A 23,222-nucleotide genomic window follows, 5' to 3' on the forward strand; every position below is an offset into this window, starting at 1 on the left:
GTCACCGCCGTCACCAGCCCTTGATGCCGAGCTGCTGGGCCTGCTGCACGACGTCCTGGTCGTACTGCTTGGCACCGACCGCTGCGGTGGTGATCCCGGAGCCGACCTGCACGCAGATCTTCTCGAGGTTCGGTCCCTTGATGGGCGACAGGAACTCGAGCGCCGGCGTCGCCTTGCCGTCCGTCAGGTACTTCTGGACGTCGGTCGCGATGGTCGGGACCGAGGAGGGCAGCGTGCACGAGCTGATCACGTACGGGCCGGCCGGGGCGCCGGTGTCGTTCTGCACCTTGCAGCCGTCCGACGAGTTGGCGAACGCGATGAACTTCTTCGCCGCCGCCAGCTTGTCACCCGTCGAGGTCTTCGGGATGTACAGGCCGTTCGGCTCCCAGATCGTCAGCCGGGTGTCCGAGGCGGTGTCGGCCGGCAGCGGGAACACCCCGATGTCGTTCACCGCGTCCGGGCTGTCCTGCTGCAGCGTCGAGATCGCGTTCGTCAGCATCGGGTACTGCGCCCCGGTGCCGTCGGCCAGCATCTTCAGGCCGTTCGCCTGGGTCGCCGACGCGTAGTCCTCGTTGACCAGGTCCTTGTCCTTGACCTCGGCCAGGTGCTCGAAGCCGGCGAACGCCGGGTCCTTCGCGTAGGACTCCTTGTGGGCGGTGTACTTCGTCGCCCAGTCGGCCTGCTGCGCGGAGATGTTCGCGAAGTCACCGAGCACGAACAGCTGGCTGGTCCAGGTGTCGCCGTAAGTCTGCACGATCGGTGCGACCTTGCCGGCGTCCTTGATCTTCTCGCTGTTGGCGATGAACTCGTCCCACGTGGTCGGGATGCTCAGGCCCAGGTCGGCGTAGACCTTCTTGTTGTACATCACGCCGCCACCGAAGCTCGTGCCGAACGGGGCGCCGTACACGCCCTTGTCGGTGCTGACGACCTTCGTGAACTGCTTGTCGACGTCCTTCGCCCAGCTCTGGTCGGACAGGTCGACGAGCGTGTTGTCCGGGTTGAGCGCCTGCATCAGCGAGCCCGAGTTGTAGTTGAACACGTCGGCCATCTCGCCGGTCGACAGCTGGGTCTTGACCAGGTTGTCGCCCTCGGTGCCCTGCGGACGGGTGTCGAACTTGACGGTGACGTTCGGGTTGGCCTTCTCGAAGGCCGCGATGAGTGGCTTCGCTGTGGCCGCGGTGGCCGGCGAGTTGTCCGCCTGGTAGGTGATCTGGACCTTGCCGCCGCTGCTGCCGGTGTCGGCGGAGCCGCCCGACGAACACGCGGCCAGGCCGCCGATCAGGACCGTGGCGCCGCCGATGGCGAGCAGCCGCGTGGTCAGGGAACGTGCTGACATCCTTACCTCCTCGTAAGGCCCGGGGATGGGGACCCGGGTGGAAACGGACCCGGTCACCGCGTCGTCGTGGTGGCCGGTCATGCTGTTTAGAACGTTTCAATCGGAATGGAACCATGCGGATTGAAGCGTGTCAATCACCGAGTCCGATTCGTTGCAGACGGCGCGCGACGCGCGCTCCACCGGACAGGAGGCTCGGTGCCAGGCCACCACGAGCCTCCCGTCCGGTGGGTGGCGCGCTGGTGCGCGCGCGCACCGTGCGAGGTCTGCCGCTGGTGCGCGTGCGCACGGTGCGAGGTCTGCCGCCGGTGCGAGGTTGGCGGCCCCGTGCGGGGGAACAACTTCGCACCACCCCGCGAACCTCGCACCGGGCGCCAACCGCGCACGGTGCGAGCGGCACACGGAGCGCCGCAGTGCGCACGGTGCGAGCTTGTGCTGTGACCCGGCGCGGTCACCGGTCTGACGTCAGGGCTCGGAACGCCGGGGATCCGTCGGAGTCGCGGCCAGCCGAGCACGGTGCGCCGCCGCTGCCTGGCGTCCGAGGGTGCTCTCGCGCGGCACGAGCTCGCTGCCGAGGACGACCGTGCGGTGCACGTGCTCCCCGGGCGGATCCGTCAGCTCGGCCAGCAGCAGGTCGACCGCGACCCGGCCCATGTCCGCGCCGTGCATCGTCACCGACGTCAGCGGGACGGCCCCGCCCCACGCGATGGAGTTGTGGTCGCAGCCGGAGACCGGGATGTCCTCGGGGACACGGATGCCGGCGGCGCGCAGCTCGGTGACGACGGCCATCGCGAGCAGGTCCGTCACGCCCAGCACCCCGTCCGGGCGCTCGTCCGCGGGCATCCGGGCGATCCGGGCGCCGGCGTCGGTGCCGCCCGGTGGGTCGATCTCGCCGGCATCGACGTCCACCAGGGTGACTCCGGGATGCGCGGCGATCGCCCGCAGGACCCCGGCCCGTCGACGGGACACGGGCTGCAGGTCGGGTCGGGCGCTGACGAAGCCGACGCGCCGCGAGCCGCGCTCGATGAGGTGCTCGGTGGCGATGTACCCGGCCTGCTCGTTGTCGACGACCACCGAGCAGGCGTCGACCTCGGTCGGCTCGTAGTTGACGTAGACCACCGGGTGGCCGTGGCGGCGGGTGCGTTCGACCTGGTCACGGGACTCCTGCATCGTCGCCAGCAGGACGCCCGAGGTGCGGGTGCTCTCGAGGTAGGCCAGGTGGTCGCCCTGGGCCTGCAGGTCGTTCTCGCTGCTGGCGATGAGCAGCGTGAAGTCCCGTGCGCGGGCAGCGAGCTGCGCTCCGTTCAACAGGTCGCTGAACAGGGAGTTCTGCAACGAGGAGACCACCAGGCCGATCGACCGTGTGCTGCCGGAGACCAGGGCCCTGGCGTTCCGGTTCGGGGTGTAGCCGAGGGCGGCGATGGCGGCGTGGACCCGGGCGGCGGTGGCCTCGCGCACACGTTCGGGGTGGTTCAGGACGTTCGACACGGTGGCCAGGGAGACGCCCGCCTGCGCAGCGACGTGGTGCACGCTCGGCGGCCCGTCACGACGAGGGGGCTGCACCATGCCTCGATCGTAGATGGACCGTCGACCCGGTCCGGTCGCGCGGTCTCAGCGGTCGCGGACGGTGGACTGGCGCACGACCAGCTCCGGCGTGAACTCGACGCGCTCCAGCTCGACGTCCTGGCCGTGTTCGACCTGGCGCACGAGCAGCTCGATCGCCTGCCGCCCGAGGTCCTGCGCCGGCTGCCGCACGCTCGTGAGCGGCACGACGGCGGCCTCGGCGAACGCGATGTCGTCGTACCCGACGATGGCGATCTCGTCCGGTACGGCGACGGAGCCGCGCATGATGAACGCCTGTTCCAGCCCCACGGCGAGCAGGTCGTTCGCGGCGAACACGGCGTCGGGACGCTCGGACGCCGGACGACGCTGCAGTGCTTCGCCGACGCGTCGGCCCTCGAGCACCGACAGCGAGGTCGTCGTGAGCACCTCGAGCGTGGCCCCCGCGGCCATCGCGGCGGCGAGTGCCCCGGCGTGACGGTCGACGACCTGCCGGATGCCGAACGGGCCGCCGACGTAGGCGATCCGGCGTCGGCCGATGGCGAGCAGGTGTTCGACGGCGATCCGTCCCCCGGCGACGTCGTCGACCGACACCGACGAGAAGTGTTCGTCGTCCGCGCGCCGGTCGACCAGCACGACGGCGGTCCCCTGGTCGCGCAGCCGGGCGAGTCGGGCGAGGTCGTCGCCGGCGGGGGAGATCAGCAGCCCGGCGACCCGGCGCTCCTCGAACAGGTCGACGTACATGCGTTCGCGGTCGGTGGACTCGTCCGAGTTCCCGATGAGCACCGCCAGACCCTTGGACATCGCGGCGTCCTCGGCCCCCCGCGCGACGTCGGTGAAGAACGGGTTGCCGCCGTCGAGCACGATGAGCCCCACGGTCGAGCTGCGTCCGGCGCGGAGCTGGCGAGCGGAGTCGTTGCGGACGAACCCGAGTTCGGCGATGGCGCTCTGCACGCGTTCGACCGTCGCAGGGGCCACCTTCTCGGGGCGGTTCAGCACGTTCGACACGGTTCCGAGGGACACGCCGGCGAGTGCTGCGACCTCCCGAACGCTCACCGTCATGCCGTCATCCTGACATCCCGACGTGGTTCCGCGGTCGTGGGGTGGGTCCCGGCGCGGCGTGAGCCCCGCCATCGCGCACCGTGCGGGGTCGACGGCGCCGCGCGGGGTCCCCAGCTCGAGCACGGTGCGAGGGTGCCGCCCCGGTGCGGGGTCGACGGGCTGAGCACCGTGCGAGCTTGCTCGTCCGTGCGCGACTGGTGGCCCGGTGCGCGGTTGTTGCCCGGCACGGGCCGCGCAACCTCGCATCACCCGGGCGGGCCGGCGCGTCGCCGCACGGGCCGCGCAACCTCGCACCACCCGGGCGGGCCGGCGCGTCGCCGCACGGGTCGCGCAACCTCGCACCACCCGGGCGGGCGCACGGGACCGCCGCTTGCGACGCGCGCGGCGGGCGCGTATCGTCCTCGCAGCACCGTTGAAACGATTCACCGACGAACACGCACGAACGGAGGACCAATGGCGGTCCGTATCGGAGCCAGCAACACCACCGGCTGGAAGGCCACCGTCTCGGTGGCGATGTCGAACTACATCGAGTCCGGGTCGATCATCGCGATCGCCACGAGCCTGAGCCTGTGGCAGGCCCAGTTCCACATCGGGGACCTGCAGGTCGGACTGCTCGCGAGCCTGTCGGCCAACGCCTTCGGCGCGGCAGCGGGTGCGATCGTCGGCGGTCCGCTCTGCGACCGCTACGGCCGGAAGTTCATCTACACGTACGACCTGCTGCTCTACATGCTCGGCATCCTGCTGGCGGTCTTCGCCGGCAGCTACGGCATGCTGCTCGTCGGGTTCATCCTGACCGGCATCGCCGTCGGCGCAGGGGTGCCCGCGAGCTGGACGTACATCGCCGAGCAGGCGCCTGCCGACAAGCGCGCCGCCCACGTCGGTACGGCGCAGCTGGCGTGGTCGATCGGCCCGATGGTCGGGTTCGCGCTGGCGATCGCCGCCGCGCCCCTCGGCCTGCTCGGCAGTCGGCTGATCTTCGCCCACCTGTTCGTGGTCGCGGCGATCGTGTGGTGGCTCCGTCGCGGCCTGCCCGAGTCCACGATCTGGAAGGACGAGCGAGCGGCGACCGGCACCGCGAACTTCTTCCACGGCATCACGCAGCTGTTCAGCCGCAAGGTGAACCTGACCGCGATGCTGTTCCTGTTCGGCGTCTACGCGCTCTGGAACACCGTCGCCGGGCAGGCCGGCATCTTCCAGCCGCGCGTGTACTCGGCCACGGGCGTGACGAGCACCACCGAGCAGTACGGGCTGCAGATCCTGGTGTGGGGCTGCACGGTCGCCGCGACGTACTTCGGGTTCATGCGCTTCGCCGACCGGATGAGCCGCCGCGTGCTCTACGCCATCGGGGCCGCGCTGGCGATCATCGCGTGGGCCGTCCTGATCTACGCGCCCGCCAATCTCGGCACCCTGCTGTTCTTCGCGATCGCGTGGGGGATCTCGTCGGGCATCGGCGCGCAGGCGTTCTACGGCCTCTGGACGAGCGAGCTCTTCGCCACGCGGTACCGGGCCAGCGCGCAGGGCGTCCTGTTCCTGGCAGCGCGGGTCATGGTCGGTCTCCTGAGCATCTGGTTCCCGCTGCTGCTGAACGGCATCGGTCTGCAGGCGCTCGGCGGACTCATCCTGGGCCTGCTCGCGCTGTCGTTCCTGGTCGGCACGATCTGGGCGCCGTCGACCCGTGGCCGTTCCCTCGACGACATCGAGGCCGAGCGGTACGGCACGGTGACGAGCAGGTCCGGGACCGTCCGGACCGTGGACGAGCCGGCGACCCGGTCATGACGGGAGGCCCGGATCACGTCACGCGCGTCTGCTTCCGGCTGCAGGTGGCCGCGGAACACCTGGACGCGTACCGCGAGCGGCACGCTGCGGTCTGGCCCGCGATGCTCCGGGCCATCGCGGCGGCGGGTCGACGCAACTACTCGCTGTTCCTCGACGAGGACGGCCTGCTGATCGGGTACTACGAGACCGACTCGGTCGCCGACGCCGATGCGTCGCTGGCTGCCAGCGAGGTCGCGACGGCGTGGGAGGAGCACATGCAGGACCTGTTCGACGGTGCCACCGGCCGGGCGGACCAGACGGCGCGGGTGCTGCCCGAGGTGTTCCACCTCGAGGACCAGCTGGCAGCGGCCGCCGACTGACGGTCCGGTCGGCTGACGGCCCAGCCGACTGACGGTTCAGCCGGCTGATCGGGCTGTTGGCTACCGTGGGCCGCATGCAGACACCTCAGCCCGGCACGCTCCGCATCCTGCACCTGTCCGACACCCACCTGACGGGGGACGGAGCGCTGCACCAGGGCACGGTCGACACCACGGCCGCGCTCGACGCCCTGCTCGCACGACTCGACGAGGTGCCGGGCATCGGGCTCGTCGTCGTGTCCGGCGACCTGTCCGAGGACGGCTCGCCCGACTCGTACACGGCGCTGCTCGACCGGGTCGGGGGATGGGCGACCCGGCACGGTGCCGCGCTCGTCGCCGTGCCGGGCAACCACGACCAGCGCGCGGGCTTCCGACAGGTGCTGGCGAACGGCCACGTCCTGGGCGAGGGCGGCCGCCCGGTGATGCACACGATGGAGCACCACCCGCCCACGGTGCCGGTGTGGGGGCAGTCACTCGTCGCCGGTCGGCGCGTCGTGACGCTCGACACCAGCGTGCCGGGCGCCGGCTACGGACTGCTCACGGACGAGTCGCTCAACCGGCTGCGGACGGCCCTGGCGAGCGACGCGAACGCCGGCGAGGCCGGTGCCGCCCGTGGCACCGTCGTCGTCCTGCACCACCCTCCGCTGCCCGCCCCGACGGCACTGCACGAGGCGCTCCGGCTGCAGGACCCCGAGGACCTGGCCGATGCCATCCGGGGCTCCGACGTGCGGGTCGTCCTGGCCGGCCACTACCACCACCCCTTCGCGGGCAGCATCGGTGGCGTGCCGGTGCTCGTCGCGCCGGGGGTCGCGAACGACACAGACCTCACCGGCCCCTACGGCACCGAGACCGCCCACGTCGGCACGGGGGCGCTGGTGGTCGACCTGGCCGAGGACGGCACGGTGTGGTCGACCCCCGTGCACGTCCGCACCCCGGCGGACGGAACGGTCGCGGTGCACCACGACGCCCAGGCCGTCGCGCGCATCATCCAGGCGGTGGGCCCGCGCTGACCGCGACGCGCGTGGCGGGCGGGCACCGGGCCTCCAGGACGGACGTGGCGACCACGGGCACGTCGTGACCCTCTGGGAAGTCCCCGGGACGCGCGGGCGGTCGCACGGCGGCGCGAGTATCAGGGTGCAACAAGGTCTGACAGGAGTGAGCCATGCGAACCGGCAACGCAGTGCAGTACGCCCGCTACGGCGGGTTCGACGTCGTCGAGGTCGTCCCCCAGGAGCGACCGAAGCCCGGCCCGGACGAGATCGTCGTCGAGGTCTCCGTCGCGGGCCTCAACCACATCGAGCGGTTCCTGCGTGAAGGGCGCCTGCAGGACTCCATCCAGCTCGAGTTCCCGGCGCGACAGGGCGTCGACTTCGCCGGCGTCGTCGCCGCACGCGGGTCCGACGTCCGCGACCTCAAGGTCGGCGACGAGGTCATGGGGCACGCACCGCACGGTGGCTCGCACGCGACGTGGGTGACCGTGCCCCGCAGCGCCGCCGTCAAGAAGCCGTCGACGATGAGCTTCGAGGTCGCCGGCAGCCTGTACCTGGCGGGATGCACCGCGCTCAGTGTCGTGCGCTCGCTGCGGCTCGGCCCGCAGGACACCGTCGTGATCAGCGCGGCGGCCGGCGGCGTCGGGCACATCGAGTGCCAGCTCGCCAAGGAGGCGGGCGCGACGGTCATCGGCCTCGGCAGCCCCCGCAACCACGACGCGCTCCGGCAGATCGGCGTGCTGCCCGTGGCCTACGGCGAAGGGGAAGAGGACCGGATCCGCGAGATCGCCGACGGTCGCCCCATCACGGCCTTCATCGACAACCGCGAGCACGGTGAGAACAACGAGCTCGCCCGTCGCCTGGGGATCGACGACAAGCGCTTCGTCACGAGCCAGGAGCGGGGCGAGCTCGAGGTCCGGTTCCTGCGCGCTCCCGGCGACGACCACGAGGCCATGGAGATGCTGACCACGCTCGGCGACCTGGTGCAGCGGCACAAGGTGCAGTTCATCATCTCCGGGTACTACCCCTTCGAGTACATCGTCGACGCCTACGAGGACCTGGCCGAGATGCACTCGCGCGGCAAGGTCGTGGTCGGCATGCAGCCTGTCGAGACCGGTGCGCGCCTGCACTGGTACAAGTCGGAGAAGTCCCGCGACCTGCGCGACCCCGTGTCGAGCGGCGCGCCCGCCCGGCCCGCGGCCGAGTAGCGCCACACACGACGACGGGCCCCGGCGGATCACCGGGGCCCGTCGTCGTGACACCGCTTCAGCTCAGGATGTCCTTCGAGGCGAACCGGCCGTACGCCAGGGTGCCGAACACCGCGACGTAGCAGAGCTGCAGCACGGCGTTGCTGCCGAACGAGTCGAAGGCGATCGGGTCGCGCAGCAGATCACCGAAGCCGAGCCACTGGTGCGAGAACAGGAACGGGTGCAGCCAGTCGAGCTGCGGCAGCTGGTCGAGCACCTGGGACGCCCCGGCGAGGACGACCGTGGCCGCCATCGCGCCGACGGGCACGTTCGTCAGCGACGACGCGAACAGCCCGATGGCGGACAGCCCGAGCATCGACAGCGTGACGTAGAGCGCGAGCAGCAGGGCACGGCCGGCGTAGGACCACCCGTCGACCTGGGTGCCCGACAGCAGGGTGACCGGGCCGATCGGGAACAGCAGTGCCCCGATGGCGGCACCGACGAGCACGATGACGAGCGTGGCCGCCAGGCAGAACGCCACCGCGCCGACGTACTTGACCAGGATGAAGCGCAGGCGCCCGGTCGGTGCGACGAGCAGGTAGCGGAGCGTGCCGTGACTGGCCTCGCCCGCGACGGTGTCGCCCGCGACGACCCCCACCGTGAGCGGCAGGAACAGCGGGATCGAAACCGTCAGCGCGGTGAACGACACGAACAGGCCGTTGTTGGTGATGTCGCCGAGGAAGGCGGGGCCGCCCGAGTCGCCGCCCGTGGTGATCCGGACCGCGACTGCGATCAGGACCGGTACGAGCGCCAGCGCACCGAGCATCGCCCACGTGCGGCGGCGGCGGAACACGAGGGCGAGCTCGGAGCCGAGCAGGGCGAAGGTGCGCGTGCGGGTTCGGGACGGCGACGTTCGCGGCGCGTCCTGCTGCTGCGGCTGCGCGGCCGACTGCTGCGCGGCCGACTGCGCCGTCGCGTCGCCGTCCGGACCGGAGGCCGTGGTCGCGTTGGTCGGGTCAGGCAGCGACATCGAAGCCCTCCCCGGTCAGGGCCACGAACAGGTCCTCGAGGGTGCCGCCGCCGACCGCGATCCCGCGCACCCGGACGTCGGCCTGCACCAGTTCGGTGACGATGGTCTCGGTCAGCAGCGTCGCCGGCAGGTCGGCGACCAGTGCATCCGCGCCGCCGTCGTGCCGCGGGGTCAGGCCGAGCCGCATCAGGACGGAGCCGGCCTGCCCGAGGTCGGGCGTGCGGACGGTCACCGTGCGGGCACCGGCCGAGCGCAGGTCGTCGAGTGTGCCCTGCGCGACGAGCTTGCCCGTGCGCATCACCCCGGCGTGGGTGCAGACCTGCTCGATCTCGGCCAGCAGGTGGCTCGAGACGAACACCGTGGTGCCGTCGTCGGCCAGGGAACGGATGAGGTTCCGGACCTCGCGCGTGCCCTGCGGGTCGAGGCCGTTCGTCGGCTCGTCGAGCACGAGCAGCTCGCGCGGTGTCAGGAGTGCGTTCGCCAGACCCAGCCGTTGCTTCATGCCGAGGGAGTAGGCGTGCGCCTTCTTGTCGGCCGCGTGGGTCAGCCCCACCCGGTCGAGCGCCCGGGCGACCCGCTCCTTGCGCGTGCGGGCGTCCGAGGTGGGGTCGGCGGCGTCGAAGCGTGACAGGTTGGCCCGGCCGGACAGGTACGGGTAGAACGCCGGCCCCTCGACCAGCGCGCCCACCTTCGGCAGCACCGAGTGCAGTGCCTTCGGCATCGACTCCCCGAGCACCTGGATCGAGCCACCCGTGGCGGACGACAGTCCGAGCAGCATCCGGATGGTGGTGGTCTTGCCGGAGCCGTTCGGCCCGAGGAACCCGTAGACGGACCCCCGGGGCACCGCGAGGTCGATGCCGTCGACCGCGCGCTGCTTCCGGAAGACCTTCGCCAGGCCCGTCGTGCGGATCGCCAGGTCCGTCTCCGTCACGGGAACTGACCGGTCCGGTTGGGTCGGTGCCGTCGTGCTCACTTGGCGGCGGCGACCAGGGACGACACCGGCACGGCACCCGCCAGGACACGACCGTCGTCGGTCAGGTACACCGACACCAGCGAGGTCTGGATCGCGCGGCCGCCGTCGACGGCTCGGGTCACCTGGTTCAGCAGCGAGGTGCCGTCGGCGTCGAGGCTGCTGGTGTCCGCGCTGCCGGCCGGGAGCTCGGCGATCGTGGCCCACCCGGTGCCCGTGGTGGTCGGTGCGCCACTGCGGTCGCCCGCGTGGCCCTTCGCGCCGTCGTGGTGCTTCGCGTGGTCGGCTTCGCCGGAGAGGTCCTTCGTGGTGACCTTCGCGTTCGACGGCGGGGTGAAGTCGAACAGGCGCGAGGCCGGAGCGCCGTACGACAGGCTGGTGTACCCGACCTGGAACGCGGGGGCGGACTGGCCCTGCGCCAGGACGGTCGCGCGCAGCGGGAGACCGGTCTGCTGGTCGACGGCGAGCTGGACGCGGCCAACCAGGGTGTCGGAGGACTTGGGCGTCAGCGTGATCTGCCACGCGCGCTGTCCGGCGACCGTGGTGCTGATCGGCTTGGAGACGGTGGTGCTGGGCGTGATCGCGTCGATGGCCTGCTTCGCGATGTCGGCCGGGGTGGTCGTGCCGTTCTGCAGCGACTTGGCGGTGTCCTTCGGCAGGGTGACGTGCGTGGCTTCGCGCTGCTTCGAGTCCCAGGTCCAGACGTCGCTGCCGTTGCGGACGAGGTCCTGTTCGGCGAGCTGCTGCGTGACCTGGATCCGCTGCTTGGACGCGCCGTCGACGTACACACGGGCGGTGTGCGACTGGGTGAGCATGCTCAGCGCGTCGGAGGCGTTGCCCTCGAGCGAGGACCCGCCCGAGCCGGTCGGCAGTTCGGGGAGCCCGAGGTCACTCGTCTGCGCGAGCTTGCCGGAGTACTGCGCGTCGGACGACTTCGCGACGCTGGCGATCACGTCGGCCGCGGTGGGGTTCGCACCGGCGAGCGGCGTGCTGGCGGCGTTGGCCAGGGCCGGAGCGGCGATCACACCGGCGACGACCACGGGTGCGATGACGGCGGGCAGCCATGCGGACTTCTTCATCAGGGATCCCCTTGCTTCGAGTCGAGAGCACAGTAGGTCCGGCAACCGACAGTCCGCTGTGCTCCGACCGGGTCCGACGCGGTCCGTGGACCTTCGTAGACTCGGGTGTGCGGCCGAGTCGGGTCGGATGGCGGCGAAGGAGACGGCATGCGGGCAGTGCTCGGTCTGGACATCGGGACGTCGAGCACGAAGGCGCTGCTGGTGCGGTTCGACGGACACGTCGTCGCCGAGGTCGTCCGGCACCACGAGGTCGACCGCCCCGAGCAGGGCCTGGTCGAGATGGACGGCGCCGTCTGGTGGGACGAGTTCGGCGCGTTGACGCGCGAGCTGCTGGCCATCGCACCCGACGTCGAGGTGGCGTCGGTGGGCGTCAGTGGCATCGGCCCCTGCGTGCTGCTGACCGACGACGCCGGCGAACCGCTGCGCCCCGCCGTGCTGTACGGCATCGACACCCGCACGTCGGCGATGCTCGACGACCTGACCGCCGAGCTCGGTGGCGAGGACACGATCCGGCAGCGCTGCGGTTCGGCCCTGAGCACCCAGGCCGCCGGCGCCAAGCTCGCGTGGGTCGCACGCAACGAGCCCGCGGTGTGGCGGCGAGCGGCACGGTTCACGATGCCGTCGTCGCGCGTGGTCGAGCTGCTGACGGGGGAGTACGTCCTCGACCACCACTCCGCCAGCCAGACGACCCCGCTGTACGACGTCCGCACCAACGCGTGGATCCCGGAGTGGTGCGACCGACTGGCGCCCGGCCTGCCCATGCCGCGTCTGCTCTGGTCCGGCGACCAGGCGGGGACGGTGACCGACGCGGCGGCCGCGGCCACGAGCCTCCCGGCCGGCATCCCGGTGACCGCCGGCACCATCGACGCCTGGGCGGAAGGGGTGAGCGTGGGGGAGTCCGTGCCGGGGCGGATGTTCCTGCAGTACGGCACCACGATGTTCATGATCGTGCCGACCCCCGAGCCGACCCCCGTGCCGGGGATGTGGACCACCGTCGGCACCCACCCTGAGCAGCCGAGCGTGTCCGGTGGGATGGCGACCTCGGGGGCGATCACCGAGTGGCTCCGGCGGCTGGTCGACGGTGACTGGCGGTCGATGCTCGACGAGGCGGACGCGTCCGGGATCGGCGCGCGCGGGCTGCTGATGCTGCCGTACTTCGCGGGCGAGCGGACGCCGATCGCGGACCCGGACGCACGCGGGGTCATCGCCGGACTGACCGTGCGCCACACGCGGGGCGACCTGTACCGGGCGACGCTCGAGGCGACCGCGTTCGCCGTGCGGCACAACGTCGAGGTGCTGCGCGGTGCGGGGGTGGCCGTCGACGAGCTGGTCGGTGCGGGCGGCGGGCTGCTCGGGCGGTTGTGGCCGCGGATCGTGTCGGACGTGACGGGGCTGCCGCAGACGATCCCGACGGTGACCGTGGGCGCCGCGTACGGGTCGGCGTTCCTGGCCGCGGCGCTCGTCGCGAAGGTCGACATCGCCGCGTGGAACCCGCCCGCCGAGCGCATCGAGCCGGACCCCGTCGCGCACGCGGCGTACGAGGACGGGTACCGCGACTACCGCGAGCTGTACGAGGCGACGAAGGCCGTGGTGCACCGGCTGGCGGCGCGGGGCTGACGCGGTCAGTCGCCGGGCTCGTGCGGGGTTGCGCCCCCTCGCGAACATCGCGCCCCGAGGGAACGGGGCGCGATGTGCGTACGGGGGTGCGAACCGGGGCGGGCGGGCGAGCCGCGCTACTGCGCGTCGACGCCGGCCGGGGCGCTGCCGTCGTACTCGCAGATGGCGGCGACCTTCTCGGCGCTCGCCGACGAGGTGTCGAACTCGTAGCCGAGCCACTCCTTCGCCAGGCGCCTGGCCAACTCGACGCCGATCACGCGCTGCCCCATGCAGAGCACCTGCGCGTCGTTGGACAGCACGGAGCGCTCGACGCTGTACGAGTCGTGCGCGGTGACGGCCCGGATGCCGGGGACCTTGTTCGCGCTGATCGCGACGCCGAGGCCGGTCCCGCAGATCAGGATCGCCCGGTCGGCCTCGCCGTTCGCGACGAGCCGGGCAGCGTCGAGGGCGACGTGCGGGTAGGCCGTGTGCCCGTCCGCGTCGACCCCGACGTCCACCACGGACGCCACCCGGTCGTCGCGCTCCAGGTCCTGCTTGATGATCTCCTTGTAGTCGAACCCGGCGTCGTCCGAGCCGATCACGAGACGGTACGTCATGCGTGCGTTCCTTCCTTGTCTGCTGCACGGTCGGCGAGGACCTCGCCGACGCGCGTGAGGATCATCCCCATCGAGGTGGCACCCGCGTCGGGCGTCCCCAGGCTCTTCTCGGCCAGCGGTCGGGCACGCCCCACCTTCGGCGTGAGGTCGGCGGTCTTCAGTGCCTCGTCACGAGCCACTTCCGCGGCAGCCTGCCATGCGGGAGCGAGCGACTGACCGGCCTTGACCGAGGAGTCCAGCGCATCGACGAACGGCAGCAGGGCGTCGAGCAGCGTCTTGTCCCCGCGCGAGGCGCCGCCCAGGTGCACGATCGAGTCCGCGAAGGCCTGGGCGGCATCGACGACGTCGCTCGCCGCGATCGCGGCGCGGTCGTCGCCGAGCGAGCGGCCGAAGGCCTCGAGCGCCGCACCCCACAGCACCCCGGAGGTGCCGCCCGCGAACTCGGCCCACGCGTCACCGGCGCGGCCCAGGACGAAGGCGACCCCGGCCTCCTGGGCGACCTGGTCGACCGCCTTGCGGGCGGAACCGATCCCCTTGACCATGCCGCGACCGTGGTCGCCGTCGCCCGCGACCGCGTCGATGCGGCCCAGCTCGTCCTCGTGCTCGCGGAGCAGGGCGTCGATCGCCTCGATCGCGGCGCGCGCGGTCTGCGCGGCCCGACGGGAGGCCTCGGTCGCGTCCGGCGCGACCAGTGCCTCGGTCTCGGCATCGGCCACTGCCTCGGCCGGCACGAGCGCCGCGACCGGCGCCGCCACCTTGCGGTAGGCGGGCGTGTACGCGTCGGCGCGCCACAGGGTCTCGAGCTCGTCGTCGAGCCACTGGAGGGTGAGCGAGCAGCCGCCCATGTCCAGACTGGTGACGAGCTCGCCGACCTCGGGGTCCACGACCTCGAGCCCGGCTTCCTGCAGCAGGGGGAGCACTCGGCCCCAGAGCAGGAAGAGTTCTTCGTACTTCGTGTCGCCCAGTCCGTTCAGGATCGGCGCGACGCGGGTGCCCGCGCCCGCGGGACGCTCGGCCAGCAGCCGCTCGACGAGCAGCGCCGCCAGGTCCGTCGCGCGGAGCAGGGGGACGTCCTCGATGCCGGGCTCGCCGTGGATGCCGAGCCCCAGGCCCAGGTGACCGTCGGGAACGGTGAACAGCGGCTCGGTGGCCCCGGGCATCGTGCAGCCCGAGAACGCGACCCCGATCGTGCGGGTCGCCGCGTTCGCCGCCGTGCCGACGCGTTCGACCTGGTCGAGGTCCGCGCCCGTGGCCGCTGCCGCACCCATCGCCTTGAACACCGAGAAGTCCCCGGCGATCCCACGGCGCTTCGACACGTCGTCCGCGCTGGCGACGTCGTCGGTGACGATCACGATCCGGGTGTCGATGCCCTCGGCGTTCAGCCGCTCGGCCGCCAGCCCGAAGTTCATCGTGTCCCCGGCGTAGTTGCCGAACGACAGCACGACGCCCCGGCCCTGGTCGGCGGCCTTGGCGACCGCGTACACCTGGGCCGTCGAGGGCGAGGTGAAGACGTTGCCCACCACCGCGCCCGTGGCGAAGCCCGGGCCCACGACGCCGCAGAACGCGGGGTAGTGGCCGGAGCCACCGCCGACGACGACCGCGACCTGGGGTTCGGCGTGCTCGGTCGGCAGGGCCACGACACCACCGTGGACACCGCGCACCCGGTCGGCGTACAGCGCGAGCCAGCCGGCGAGCTGGTCCTCGGCGAACTCGTCGGGGTCGTCGTGGATCGTGGTCATGTGCGGGGTCCTGTCGTGTCGGGGTTCAGTGTGCGCCTGCCCGGTGGGCCGACGGTCAGGCGGGGTCGGTCAGTGCGTGCGCTCGCCCTGCGGCACCTTGAGGAAGTGGATCATCACGAACGCGCAGGCGTACAGGCCGACGAAGGTCCAGGTCACCGCCTGGCCGCCGCCGCCCAGGGCGAAGACCGCCGCGACGACACCCGTGCCGAGGAACGCCGCCCCACCGGCAGCCGTCGTGTACATCGCCATCGCCGCGCCCTTGTGGTCGGGTGCGAGCGCCGGCATGATCGCGCCCATCGGGACGAAGCCGGCGAGCAGGCAACCGAACACGCATCCGGCGATCACGGAGAGCACGTAGCCCCAGGTCGAGCCGGCGGGGACGAGCTGCGGGACGTACCACCAGGCGACGAGCCCGATCGCCGAGCCCATGATCCCGAACCACTTGACGGTGCGCTGCCAGCCGATCTTGTCGCCGACCCAGCCGAACAGCGCGTTGACCAGGATGTTCGTCGCGTAGACGCACACGGTCATCAGCAGCCACCGGCTCTGGCCCCAGCCGCGGTCGTTCGCGATCACGGCGGGCAGCACGACGAACATGCCGAACTCGGGCGCGGTGTTGATCAGGCGGACCAGGAAGCCCATCAGGACCTTCGGGCGTGTGGCCGTCAGCCGGATGCCGCTGGTCAGGACCCGCCAGGCGCTCTCGCCCTCGGGGGCGATCCGGCGGAACCCGTTGGGCAGCCGCACGCCGAACAGCAGGATGAGGAACCCGATCACGACCAGGCCGATCGAGGCGACCATCGCGCCGGTCTCACCCACGGTGCCACCGCCGAACACCGGGATCGCCCCGATGGCGAACAGTGAGCCCAGCGTCGGCAGTCCACCGGTGAAGGCCACGTAGAACCACCCGACGGCCGAGCCGTTGCGCTCGACGGGGGTCGTGATGTTCACCCACACCAGGAACGCGAACGCGAAGAGCGGGTAGCCGAAGCCGCGGATGGCGTACGCGGTCGCGGCGAACGGCACGCTGCCGACACCGAGCGCGATGAGGAAGAGCACCTCGAACACGACCCAGACGGCGAAGCCGATGATCATCACCCGGCGCGGGCCGATCAGGTCGGACAGGGCGCCCGACACGTAGCTGCCGATCAGGGCGGCCAGGCTGTAGAACGTCACGATCGTCGCCACCGTCGCCTCGGGAGACCCGAGCACGGCGACCATGTGGGGCGTGATGAAGTTCGACTCGACGCCGTTGCCGGTCATGAAGACCAGGACGGCGAGGAACCCGAGTGCGAGCGGACGGGGGATGCCCATCCGGTCGAGGCGGCCCTCGGGGCGGGGTGTTGTGGGCGCAGCGCTGCGCTGTGTCGTCGTCGACATCGTCGTCTCCTGGACTGTTCCGGGTGGTCGGGGTCGGGTCGGGTGGGTCAGGTCGGCTCAGGACATCGAGGGGATGATCGACACCTTGACGCTGGCGCCGGCGGAGTCGCCGACCAGGTCGAGGGCGTCCTGGAAGCGCTCGAGCGGGAACTGGTGCGTGCAGATCTCGTCCATCGGCAGCGTCTCGGCCTCGAGCAGCTTGATCGCGGCGGGCCAGGTGTGCGGGCCGAGGTGGGCACCGCGGACGTCGAGCTCCTTGTCGTCCGAGATGATCGACCAGTCGACCGACACGGCGTCCTTGAAGACCGAGTACTCGACGAAGGTGCCGAGCTTGCGCAGCAGGTTCAGGCCCTGGGGGACCGCGGAGGGGTGGCCGGTCGCCTCGATGTAGACGTCGGCGCCGTAGCCGTCGGTCAGCTCCTTGATGATCGACACCGCGTCGTGTTCGGCGATGTTGATCGTCATGTCCGCGCCGACCTTCTCCGCAAGGTCGAGCTTGGCGTCGACGACGTCGAGCGCGATGATCCGGAGCGGGTTCTTCTGCCGGGCACCGGCGATGGCGGACAGGCCGATCGGGCCGGCGCCGGCGATCACCACGGTGTCGCCGAACTTGATGTCCCCGCGCTCGACGGCGTGGAAGGCGCACGACAGGGGCTCGGCGAATGCTGCGACCTGGCCGGGCAGCGCGCTCGACACGGGGTGCGTCAGGGCCTTCGCCGGCACCAGGACGTACTCGGCCATCGCGCCGTCGTAGCCCTTGAAGCCGAACATGTCGTGGACGTTGCACATCCAGTACGCGCCCTCGAGGCAGTAGCGGCACTCCCAGCAGGGGACGATCTGCTCGCAGGCGATGCGGTCCCCGAGGGCGACCTTGCGCTTGGCCAGGGCGTCGTCGTCGCCTGCGACGATCGTGCCGACGAACTCGTGCCCGGGGATGCGGTCGGTCTCGGCCCAGGCGGCGCGGTTCTCGTCGCCCCAGAACTTGGCGGCACCGTGGTAGCACTTCAGGTCGCTCGCGCAGATGCCGACCGCGTCGGTGCGCAGCAGGAGTTCGCCCGGCCCGGGGACCGGGACGGGGCGCTCTTCGAGCCGGTAGTCCTCGGGGCCGTGGACGACGACGGCACGCATCGTCGTGGGGATCGCCGAGGTGGTCTGGGTGGTGGTGTTCGTCGTCATCGACATGAGCTGCTCCTTCATCGGGTGGCTTCGCGGACGACTGTACACCTCGCAGAACGTTTGTCCAGAACACAATTTCTGGTACGGTCCGACCATGACCGACACCACCGAGTTCACCGACGCACTCCGTCCGGGTCCCGACACCGTCGACCTGACCAACGACTTCTCCGGGCGCACCGCGATCGTCACCGGCGGTGCGTCCGGCATCGGGAACGCCATCGCCGTCGCACTGGCGGCACGGGGAGCGCGCGTCGCGATCGTCGACGTCCGCGCCGAGGGCGCTGTCGAGGCCGCGGCCGCCCTGCCCAACCCGCCCGACGGGTCCGGTGCCGAGACTGGTGCGGCTGCGGGTGCCGGTGCGTCGCACGCCGGCTTCGGCTGCGACGTCACCGACCAGGCCGGGGTCGACGCCACCGTCACCGCGGTGGCCGAGCACTTCGGCCGCATCGACGTCCTCGTCAACTGCGCAGGCGTCGCGATCCTCGCCCCGGCAGAGGACCTGGACGCCGCCGCGTGGGACACCACGATCGCGGTGAACCTGACCGGCACCCACCGCGTCACCCAGGCCGTCGGCCGCCACATGCTCGCCGCCGGCTACGGCCGCGTCGTGACCATCGCCTCGCAGGCGGCGCACGTCGGCATCGACGGCCACGCGGCCTACTGCGCGTCGAAGGCCGGTGTGATCGGGCTGACCCACGTGCTCGCGCTCGAGTGGGGCCGCCGCGGGGTCACCGTGAACACCGTGTCGCCCACCGTCGTGCTGACCGACCTGGGCCGTGGCGCCTGGGCGAACGAGAAGGGCCTCCGGCACCAGGACGAGATCCCGACCGGCCGGTTCGCCACCCCGGACGAGATCGCGGCGGCGGTGCTGTTCCTGGCGTCGGCGTCGATCGCCATGGTGAACGGCGCGGACCTCCGTGTGGACGGCGGGTTCACGATCCGCTGAGACCCGGCGCGGCTACGATCGCCCCATGTCCGCCGAGACCCCCACCCCGGACGGAGCCCGCCCCCGTTTCCCGCTCGACACCGTGTACCAGGCGGCGCGGATGTACTACCTCGAGGACGCCACCCAGGTCGAGATCGCCTCGCGACTGGGGGTCTCGCGCCCGACGGTGTCGCGGCTGGTCGCCGAGGCTCGCCGCGCCGGACTCGTCCGCATCGAGGTCGTCGACCCGTTCCAGGACGAGACGGTGGCGCTCGCCGAACGCCTGCAGGTGAAGCTCGGCCTGCACGCGGTGCACCTGGCAGCGGTCACGCACACCGCCACACTCGGCGCCGACCTGGCGGGACCGCTCGCCAGTGCGGTCGAGGGGATGGGGCTGCAGCCCGGCGACGCGGTCCTGATGTCGTCGGGGCGCACCGTGTACGACGTCGCCCACGCGGGCATGCCGCAGCTGCCGGGCGTGCAGCTCGTCCCGACCGTCGGCGGTCAGGCGGACCCGATGCCCTGGTTCCAGACGAACGAGATCACCCGCACCGCCGCCGAGCACTCCGGTGCGATCCCGGCGTTCCTGTTCGCCCAGGCCCTGCCGTCCCAGGCGATGCGCGCGACCCTCGACGAGGACCCCGCCTTCCAGCACGTCATCGGCCTGTGGGGTCGGGCGAAGGGCGCGATCCTGGGCGTCGGCGCCCCGACACCCACCCGCGACGCCCTAGCACGAGGCGTCCCGGTCGAGGACCAGGCGTTCGACCGCGCCGCCGGCGACGTCTGCCTGAACTTCTACGCGCCCGACGGCTCGGCGATCGAGTTCCCCGGCAGCGACCGGATGGTGCGCACGTCACGTCAGGTGCTGGCCGCCGTGCCGCACGCCGTCGGTGTGGCCGTCGGCGAGGCGAAGGTCCCGAGCATCATCGGCGCGGTCCGTGGCGGGCTGGTCAACGAGCTGGTGTCGGACGCGGCCACGGCACGCGCACTGCTCGACGCGCTCGCCTGACCGCCGCGCCGTGGGCGCGACCCGGCACCGGACGGGAGGCCCGGGGCGGGCCCGCCCCGCGCCTCCCGTCCGACTACAGCCGGCCCTGGTGGCTGCGCCGCACGTCCCACAGGTGGTGCACCGGGTCGTGCGCGTAGTAGACCGCCAGCGAGGCGACCGTGAATGCGCTGCCGTCGGAGCGCAGCCCGGTGCGCTCGAGCTGGTCGTCGCGGACGTCGTCGAACGCGCGCGCTGCCCGGTGTGCCGCCTCGCCGAGCTCCCGCTCGACCGTCGCGGGGTCCTGCTGGTCGTAGGCGTCCTCGATCGCCGTGGCGTCCTGGTCCCAGTTCGCGAACGTCGGGGTGTCCTCGGTCAGCATCAGCGTCAGCCGCTCGGTCATCTTCCGGTGGACGTCGCGCACGTGCGCGGCGTACTCCAGCGTCGACCACGTCGCATCGTCCGGTCGGTCACGGACGTCGGACCGGGCGAGCGCGGTCGGCCAGCCGGTGGCGTTCGCTTCGACGATGCCGGGCACGTCGCGGATCGTCGTCGTGCTGCCGTCGTAGCCGCAGTCCGGGCACGGTGTCCCGATGACCCACGTCCAGTTCTTGGTGTCCGGTTCGATCGCCATGGCCCGATCGTACGAGATCGTGGCAGGCCCCGGCGCTTCCGCGGAACCGAGCGGATCGGGCGGGCTCCGCCGGGTGGATGACACGCCCGGTCCCTGGGAATCACCGGTCAATGACATTCCAGTTGCTCGGTAACGTCGTCGGCTGTTCGTCCGACCGGAGGGTCGGCAGTGCACCCGACCGAGGAGAGACATGGGTTCCGATCCCAGCAGTACCGAGCGCCGACGGCCCGCCCGCCGGCTCCGCGAGAGCGACGTCACCGTCGTCGACAAGAGCATGATGCGCAAGGCCGTCAGCGGGATGGTCGTCGGCAACACCATGGAGTGGTACGACGTCGGCGTGTACGGCTACCTGGCCGTCACGATGGGCCGCGTGTTCCTGCCGACCGCCGAACCCGCGGTGCAGATCCTGTTCAGCCTCGGGGTCTTCGCGGCGACGTACATCGCCCGCCCGCTCGGTGGGATCGTCTTCGGCCGTCTGGGTGACCGGATCGGCCGGCAGAAGGTGCTGGCCACGACGCTCATCATGATGGCGGCGTCGACGTTCCTGATCGGGGTGCTGCCCGCGTACGCCACGATCGGGGTGTTCGCGCCGATCGTGCTCGTGGTGCTCAAGCTGCTGCAGGGGTTCTCGACGGGCGGTGAGTACGCCGGGGCCACCACGTTCGTGACGGAGTACGCCCCCGACCGCCGCCGCGGGTTCTTCGCGAGCATCCTCGACTTCGGCAGCTACATGGGCTTCGCGCTCGGCGCGACGGTCGTCTCGGTGCTGCAGATCAGCCTGGGCGAGGAGACCATGACCGCGTGGGGCTGGCGCCTGCCGTTCCTGGCCGCCGGTGTCATCGGTGCCGTGGCGATCTGGTTCCGGCTGCGCATCGAGGAGTCGCCCGCGTTCCAGGCCACCCAGGCGGCGCAAGAGGCCGCCAGCGAGGCCCGCGCCGACGCCTCTGGGCAGCGCCCCACGAGTGTCGTCGCGATGGTCCGCGAGCACTGGCGTCCGATCGTCATCGCCGTGATGCTCGTCGCCGCGTCGAACACCGTCGGCTACGCCCTGACCAGCTACATGCCGACCTACCTGACCGACTCGCTCGGGTACTCCGCGATCGACGGCACGCTCCTGACGATCCCCGTGCTCGTGCTGCTCGCCGTGATGCTGCCCCTGACCGGCAAGCTCTCGGACCGGCTCGGACGCCGCGTCGTGATGTGGATCGGCGCCGCCACCACCGTCGTGCTGGTCGTGCCCGCGTTCCTGCTCATCGGCCACGGCGAGCAGTGGTCGACCCTGTCCGGCCTGGCGCTGCTGGCGCTGATGACCGCGCTGTGGGTCTCGAACCAGGCTGCGTCCCTGCCCGCGCTGTTCCCCACGTCGACGCGGTACGGCGGCATGGGCTTCGCGTACAACATCGCGATCGCGGTGTTCGGTGGGACGACGCCGCTCATCGTGCAGGCACTGCTGACGGCGACGGGCGACGAGCTCGCCCCCGCGTACTTCCTGATGGCGATGAGCGTCCTCGGTGCGATCGGGGTGTTCTGCATGAAGGAGTCGTCCCAGCGGCCGCTGCCGGGATCGATGCCCGCGGTGGAGACCGCCGCCGAGGCCCGCGAGCTCGTCCTGACGCAGGACACGAACCCGCACCTGGACCTGGGGGACCTGCCGTTCGCCGCGCAGGACGCCGCGGAGGCTGCTGCCGAGCCGGTCACCGGGGCGCGCGCCGGCCGCTGAGCCCGAACGACATCGCCGCTGTCGGACGACGGCGGCGATGTCGTTCCGCGTCGGAAGCCCCCCGGCCTCTCTCACCCGTGGTCGTGCAGCGCCGGCCAGACCGGGAACGGATCGGCCCACGAGCGCCAGACGTCCGGCCCGGCGAGCAGTTCGGCCGGGGTCAGGAGCGCCGAGTCGAGGGCACGCTCGATCCCGCGCACGTCGAGCCGTTCGCCGACGAACCACAGCGCCTGGCCGATCGGGGCGTCCTCGTCCCAGGACGGGTTGGCGGTCGGGTCGAGGGCGAGCATCGCGCCGAAGCTCGACCACGAACCGACGTGGTCCGGCCGCGACGCCAGCCGGAAGAACCCCCGCGAGCGCAGCACCCGGCCGCTGACCCCGGCGGCCAGGTCCTCGGCGATCACGGTGGCCAGGCGCCCCGGGTGGAACGGCAGCGGCTCGCGGTAGCGCATCGTGACCAGGTCGTCGTCGACGTCCCGCCCCAGGTCGGCGCCACTCGACAGCGCCACCATCCACCCGGCGCCGGTCGCCAGCAACCGTGCGGCACCGCCGTTCGACGCGGGCAGGTCGTCGGGGCCGCGCAGGTGGTCCAGGGCCATGATCGACGCGTACGGCGCCATCCGGTGCAGCAGCGCGACGAGTGCCCGCCGGCGTCGACCGGACAGCGGCCCGAGCCGGTCGAGGGCGATCACCGTGGCGTACTCCGCCAGCGACGCGATGCGGTCGGCGGCGACGAAGGCGTCGTCGACGTCGGACCAGAGCAGGTGGGCGACGTCGTCGGCGCGCAGGACCGTCACCGCGTGGCGGAGGACCCGGTCGTGCCCGTGCTCGGCGCGGGCGGCGTTCGCCAGGAGCATGCCGACGGCGCGGGTGTCCGCTCCGGGCGCCAGGGTCACGACGAGTCCGTGGTCGGCCTCCGGTCCGCACGCCCGGTCGAGCTGGTCCGTGCGGGCGGCGATCGCACGAGCGGCGGTGAATGCACTGCCGGCGACGTGCATCCGGTGGTCGGTGCTCCCGCGGGTGCCGCGGCGGGCCAGCAGGACGGCGACACGATCGGCGTCGGCCTGGTGCAGAGCGGAGACGAGGGTGATGACGGCGGGGCGCATGC

Annotated in this window: 20 protein-coding genes; 8 read left to right on the forward strand and 12 right to left on the reverse strand. The window is 71.8% G+C overall.

What is annotated here, in order from left to right:
* Positions 1-10: 10 nt before the first annotated feature.
* The 3 genes from MT346_RS10860 to MT346_RS10870 all read right to left on the reverse strand — a co-directional run bounded on the left by MT346_RS10860 (position 11) and on the right by MT346_RS10870 (position 3,955).
* The gene (locus MT346_RS10860) at positions 11-1,336 is read right to left on the reverse strand and encodes an ABC transporter substrate-binding protein (protein WP_243563082.1); all 1,326 of its coding nucleotides are present in this window, start codon (positions 1,334-1,336) and stop codon (positions 11-13) included.
* A gap of 462 nt (positions 1,337-1,798) precedes the next feature.
* Positions 1,799-2,899: a LacI family DNA-binding transcriptional regulator gene (locus tag MT346_RS10865; RefSeq protein WP_243563083.1), complete on the reverse strand. Its 1,101-nt coding sequence runs from the start codon at positions 2,897-2,899 to the stop codon at positions 1,799-1,801.
* Positions 2,900-2,944: 45 nt separating this feature from the next.
* The gene (locus tag MT346_RS10870) at positions 2,945-3,955 is read right to left on the reverse strand and encodes a LacI family DNA-binding transcriptional regulator (RefSeq protein WP_243563084.1); all 1,011 of its coding nucleotides are present in this window, start codon (positions 3,953-3,955) and stop codon (positions 2,945-2,947) included.
* A 453-nt stretch (positions 3,956-4,408) separates the two neighbouring features.
* On the opposite strand from MT346_RS10870, the gene MT346_RS10875 reads away from it, so the two are divergent.
* From MT346_RS10875 to MT346_RS10890, 4 genes are all read left to right on the forward strand, one after another.
* Positions 4,409-5,731 carry an MFS transporter gene (locus tag MT346_RS10875; protein WP_243563085.1) on the forward strand — a complete coding sequence of 441 codons (1,323 nt, stop codon included), beginning with the start codon at positions 4,409-4,411 and terminating at the stop codon, positions 5,729-5,731.
* Positions 5,728-6,090: an L-rhamnose mutarotase gene (locus MT346_RS10880; RefSeq protein ID WP_243563086.1), complete on the forward strand. Its 363-nt coding sequence runs from the start codon at positions 5,728-5,730 to the stop codon at positions 6,088-6,090. Before MT346_RS10875 ends, MT346_RS10880 begins: the two co-directional genes overlap by 4 nt.
* A 74-nt stretch (positions 6,091-6,164) precedes the next feature.
* Positions 6,165-7,097, forward strand: coding sequence for a metallophosphoesterase (locus MT346_RS10885; RefSeq protein WP_243563087.1), 933 nt, complete (start codon positions 6,165-6,167; stop codon positions 7,095-7,097).
* A gap of 170 nt (positions 7,098-7,267) precedes the next feature.
* The gene (locus MT346_RS10890; protein WP_374202525.1) at positions 7,268-8,284 is read left to right on the forward strand and encodes an NADP-dependent oxidoreductase; all 1,017 of its coding nucleotides are present in this window, start codon (positions 7,268-7,270) and stop codon (positions 8,282-8,284) included.
* Positions 8,285-8,342: 58 nt separating this feature from the next.
* Here MT346_RS10890 and MT346_RS10895 read toward each other — a convergent pair whose 3' ends face one another.
* The 3 genes from MT346_RS10895 to MT346_RS10905 are packed head-to-tail and all read right to left on the reverse strand — an operon-like array spanning position 8,343 to position 11,342.
* A complete protein-coding gene (locus MT346_RS10895) occupies positions 8,343-9,293 on the reverse strand; it encodes an ABC transporter permease (protein ID WP_279396954.1) in 951 nt (316 codons plus the stop codon).
* Complete coding sequence (locus tag MT346_RS10900) at positions 9,280-10,224, reverse strand: ABC transporter ATP-binding protein (RefSeq protein WP_243563089.1); 945 nt, start codon at positions 10,222-10,224, stop codon at positions 9,280-9,282. Before MT346_RS10900 ends, MT346_RS10895 begins: the two co-directional genes overlap by 14 nt.
* Positions 10,225-10,262: 38 nt before the next feature.
* On the reverse strand, positions 10,263-11,342 hold the full coding sequence (locus tag MT346_RS10905) for an outer membrane lipoprotein carrier protein LolA (protein ID WP_243563090.1): 1,080 nt from the start codon (positions 11,340-11,342) through the stop codon (positions 10,263-10,265).
* A 147-nt stretch (positions 11,343-11,489) separates the two neighbouring features.
* Between MT346_RS10905 and MT346_RS10910 the strand changes: the two genes are divergently transcribed.
* Positions 11,490-12,959, forward strand: coding sequence for an FGGY-family carbohydrate kinase (locus tag MT346_RS10910; RefSeq protein ID WP_243563091.1), 1,470 nt, complete (start codon positions 11,490-11,492; stop codon positions 12,957-12,959).
* Between the two features lie 116 nt (positions 12,960-13,075).
* On the opposite strand, the gene MT346_RS10915 is transcribed toward MT346_RS10910, so the two are convergent.
* From MT346_RS10915 to MT346_RS10930, 4 genes are all read right to left on the reverse strand, one after another.
* Entirely contained in the window at positions 13,076-13,555 is a 480-nt protein-coding gene (locus MT346_RS10915) for a ribose-5-phosphate isomerase (RefSeq protein ID WP_243563092.1), read from the reverse strand.
* Positions 13,552-15,294: a dihydroxyacetone kinase family protein gene (locus MT346_RS10920; RefSeq protein WP_243563093.1), complete on the reverse strand. Its 1,743-nt coding sequence runs from the start codon at positions 15,292-15,294 to the stop codon at positions 13,552-13,554. Before MT346_RS10920 ends, MT346_RS10915 begins: the two co-directional genes overlap by 4 nt.
* Before the next feature lie 69 nt (positions 15,295-15,363).
* On the reverse strand, positions 15,364-16,674 hold the full coding sequence (locus MT346_RS10925; protein WP_243563094.1) for an MFS transporter: 1,311 nt from the start codon (positions 16,672-16,674) through the stop codon (positions 15,364-15,366).
* Between the two features lie 57 nt (positions 16,675-16,731).
* The gene (locus MT346_RS10930; protein ID WP_308221892.1) at positions 16,732-17,856 is read right to left on the reverse strand and encodes a zinc-binding dehydrogenase; all 1,125 of its coding nucleotides are present in this window, start codon (positions 17,854-17,856) and stop codon (positions 16,732-16,734) included.
* A gap of 88 nt (positions 17,857-17,944) precedes the next feature.
* Here MT346_RS10930 and MT346_RS10935 point away from each other — a divergent pair, with 88 nt between their 5' ends.
* A complete protein-coding gene (locus MT346_RS10935; protein WP_243563095.1) occupies positions 17,945-18,796 on the forward strand; it encodes a GolD/DthD family dehydrogenase in 852 nt (283 codons plus the stop codon).
* Between the two features lie 25 nt (positions 18,797-18,821).
* Entirely contained in the window at positions 18,822-19,784 is a 963-nt protein-coding gene (locus MT346_RS10940; protein WP_243563096.1) for a sugar-binding transcriptional regulator, read from the forward strand.
* 73 nt (positions 19,785-19,857) lie between these two features.
* On the opposite strand, the gene MT346_RS10945 is transcribed toward MT346_RS10940, so the two are convergent.
* Positions 19,858-20,394 carry a DinB family protein gene (locus tag MT346_RS10945; protein WP_243563097.1) on the reverse strand — a complete coding sequence of 179 codons (537 nt, stop codon included), beginning with the start codon at positions 20,392-20,394 and terminating at the stop codon, positions 19,858-19,860.
* A gap of 190 nt (positions 20,395-20,584) precedes the next feature.
* On the opposite strand from MT346_RS10945, the gene MT346_RS10950 reads away from it, so the two are divergent.
* Positions 20,585-22,114 (forward strand): MFS transporter, encoded by a 1,530-nt coding sequence (locus MT346_RS10950; protein ID WP_243563098.1) that lies wholly within the window; start codon positions 20,585-20,587, stop codon positions 22,112-22,114.
* A gap of 71 nt (positions 22,115-22,185) precedes the next feature.
* Here MT346_RS10950 and MT346_RS10955 read toward each other — a convergent pair whose 3' ends face one another.
* Entirely contained in the window at positions 22,186-23,220 is a 1,035-nt protein-coding gene (locus tag MT346_RS10955; RefSeq protein WP_243563099.1) for a GTP-binding protein, read from the reverse strand.
* Positions 23,221-23,222 lie beyond the last annotated feature (2 nt).

This window comes from Curtobacterium sp. VKM Ac-2922 (assembly GCF_022815645.1).
Lineage (GTDB): Bacteria > Actinomycetota > Actinomycetes > Actinomycetales > Microbacteriaceae > Curtobacterium.

Excerpts from the sequence above, each read along its gene's own strand:
- MT346_RS10860 (WP_243563082.1), bottom strand. The coding sequence starts at position 1,336 with ATGTCAGCACGTTCCCTGACCACGCGGCTGCTCGCCATCGGCGGCGCC.
- MT346_RS10865 (WP_243563083.1), bottom strand. The coding sequence starts at position 2,899 with ATGGTGCAGCCCCCTCGTCGTGACGGGCCGCCGAGCGTGCACCACGTC.
- MT346_RS10870 (WP_243563084.1), bottom strand. The coding sequence starts at position 3,955 with ATGACGGTGAGCGTTCGGGAGGTCGCAGCACTCGCCGGCGTGTCCCTC.
- MT346_RS10875 (WP_243563085.1), top strand. The coding sequence starts at position 4,409 with ATGGCGGTCCGTATCGGAGCCAGCAACACCACCGGCTGGAAGGCCACC.
- MT346_RS10880 (WP_243563086.1), top strand. The coding sequence starts at position 5,728 with ATGACGGGAGGCCCGGATCACGTCACGCGCGTCTGCTTCCGGCTGCAG.
- MT346_RS10885 (WP_243563087.1), top strand. The coding sequence starts at position 6,165 with ATGCAGACACCTCAGCCCGGCACGCTCCGCATCCTGCACCTGTCCGAC.
- MT346_RS10895 (WP_279396954.1), bottom strand. The coding sequence starts at position 9,293 with ATGTCGCTGCCTGACCCGACCAACGCGACCACGGCCTCCGGTCCGGAC.
- MT346_RS10905 (WP_243563090.1), bottom strand. The coding sequence starts at position 11,342 with ATGAAGAAGTCCGCATGGCTGCCCGCCGTCATCGCACCCGTGGTCGTC.
- MT346_RS10910 (WP_243563091.1), top strand. The coding sequence starts at position 11,490 with ATGCGGGCAGTGCTCGGTCTGGACATCGGGACGTCGAGCACGAAGGCG.
- MT346_RS10915 (WP_243563092.1), bottom strand. The coding sequence starts at position 13,555 with ATGACGTACCGTCTCGTGATCGGCTCGGACGACGCCGGGTTCGACTAC.
- MT346_RS10920 (WP_243563093.1), bottom strand. The coding sequence starts at position 15,294 with ATGACCACGATCCACGACGACCCCGACGAGTTCGCCGAGGACCAGCTC.
- MT346_RS10925 (WP_243563094.1), bottom strand. The coding sequence starts at position 16,674 with ATGTCGACGACGACACAGCGCAGCGCTGCGCCCACAACACCCCGCCCC.
- MT346_RS10930 (WP_308221892.1), bottom strand. The coding sequence starts at position 17,856 with ATGTCGATGACGACGAACACCACCACCCAGACCACCTCGGCGATCCCC.
- MT346_RS10935 (WP_243563095.1), top strand. The coding sequence starts at position 17,945 with ATGACCGACACCACCGAGTTCACCGACGCACTCCGTCCGGGTCCCGAC.
- MT346_RS10940 (WP_243563096.1), top strand. The coding sequence starts at position 18,822 with ATGTCCGCCGAGACCCCCACCCCGGACGGAGCCCGCCCCCGTTTCCCG.
- MT346_RS10945 (WP_243563097.1), bottom strand. The coding sequence starts at position 20,394 with ATGGCGATCGAACCGGACACCAAGAACTGGACGTGGGTCATCGGGACA.
- MT346_RS10950 (WP_243563098.1), top strand. The coding sequence starts at position 20,585 with ATGGGTTCCGATCCCAGCAGTACCGAGCGCCGACGGCCCGCCCGCCGG.
- MT346_RS10955 (WP_243563099.1), bottom strand. The coding sequence starts at position 23,220 with ATGCGCCCCGCCGTCATCACCCTCGTCTCCGCTCTGCACCAGGCCGAC.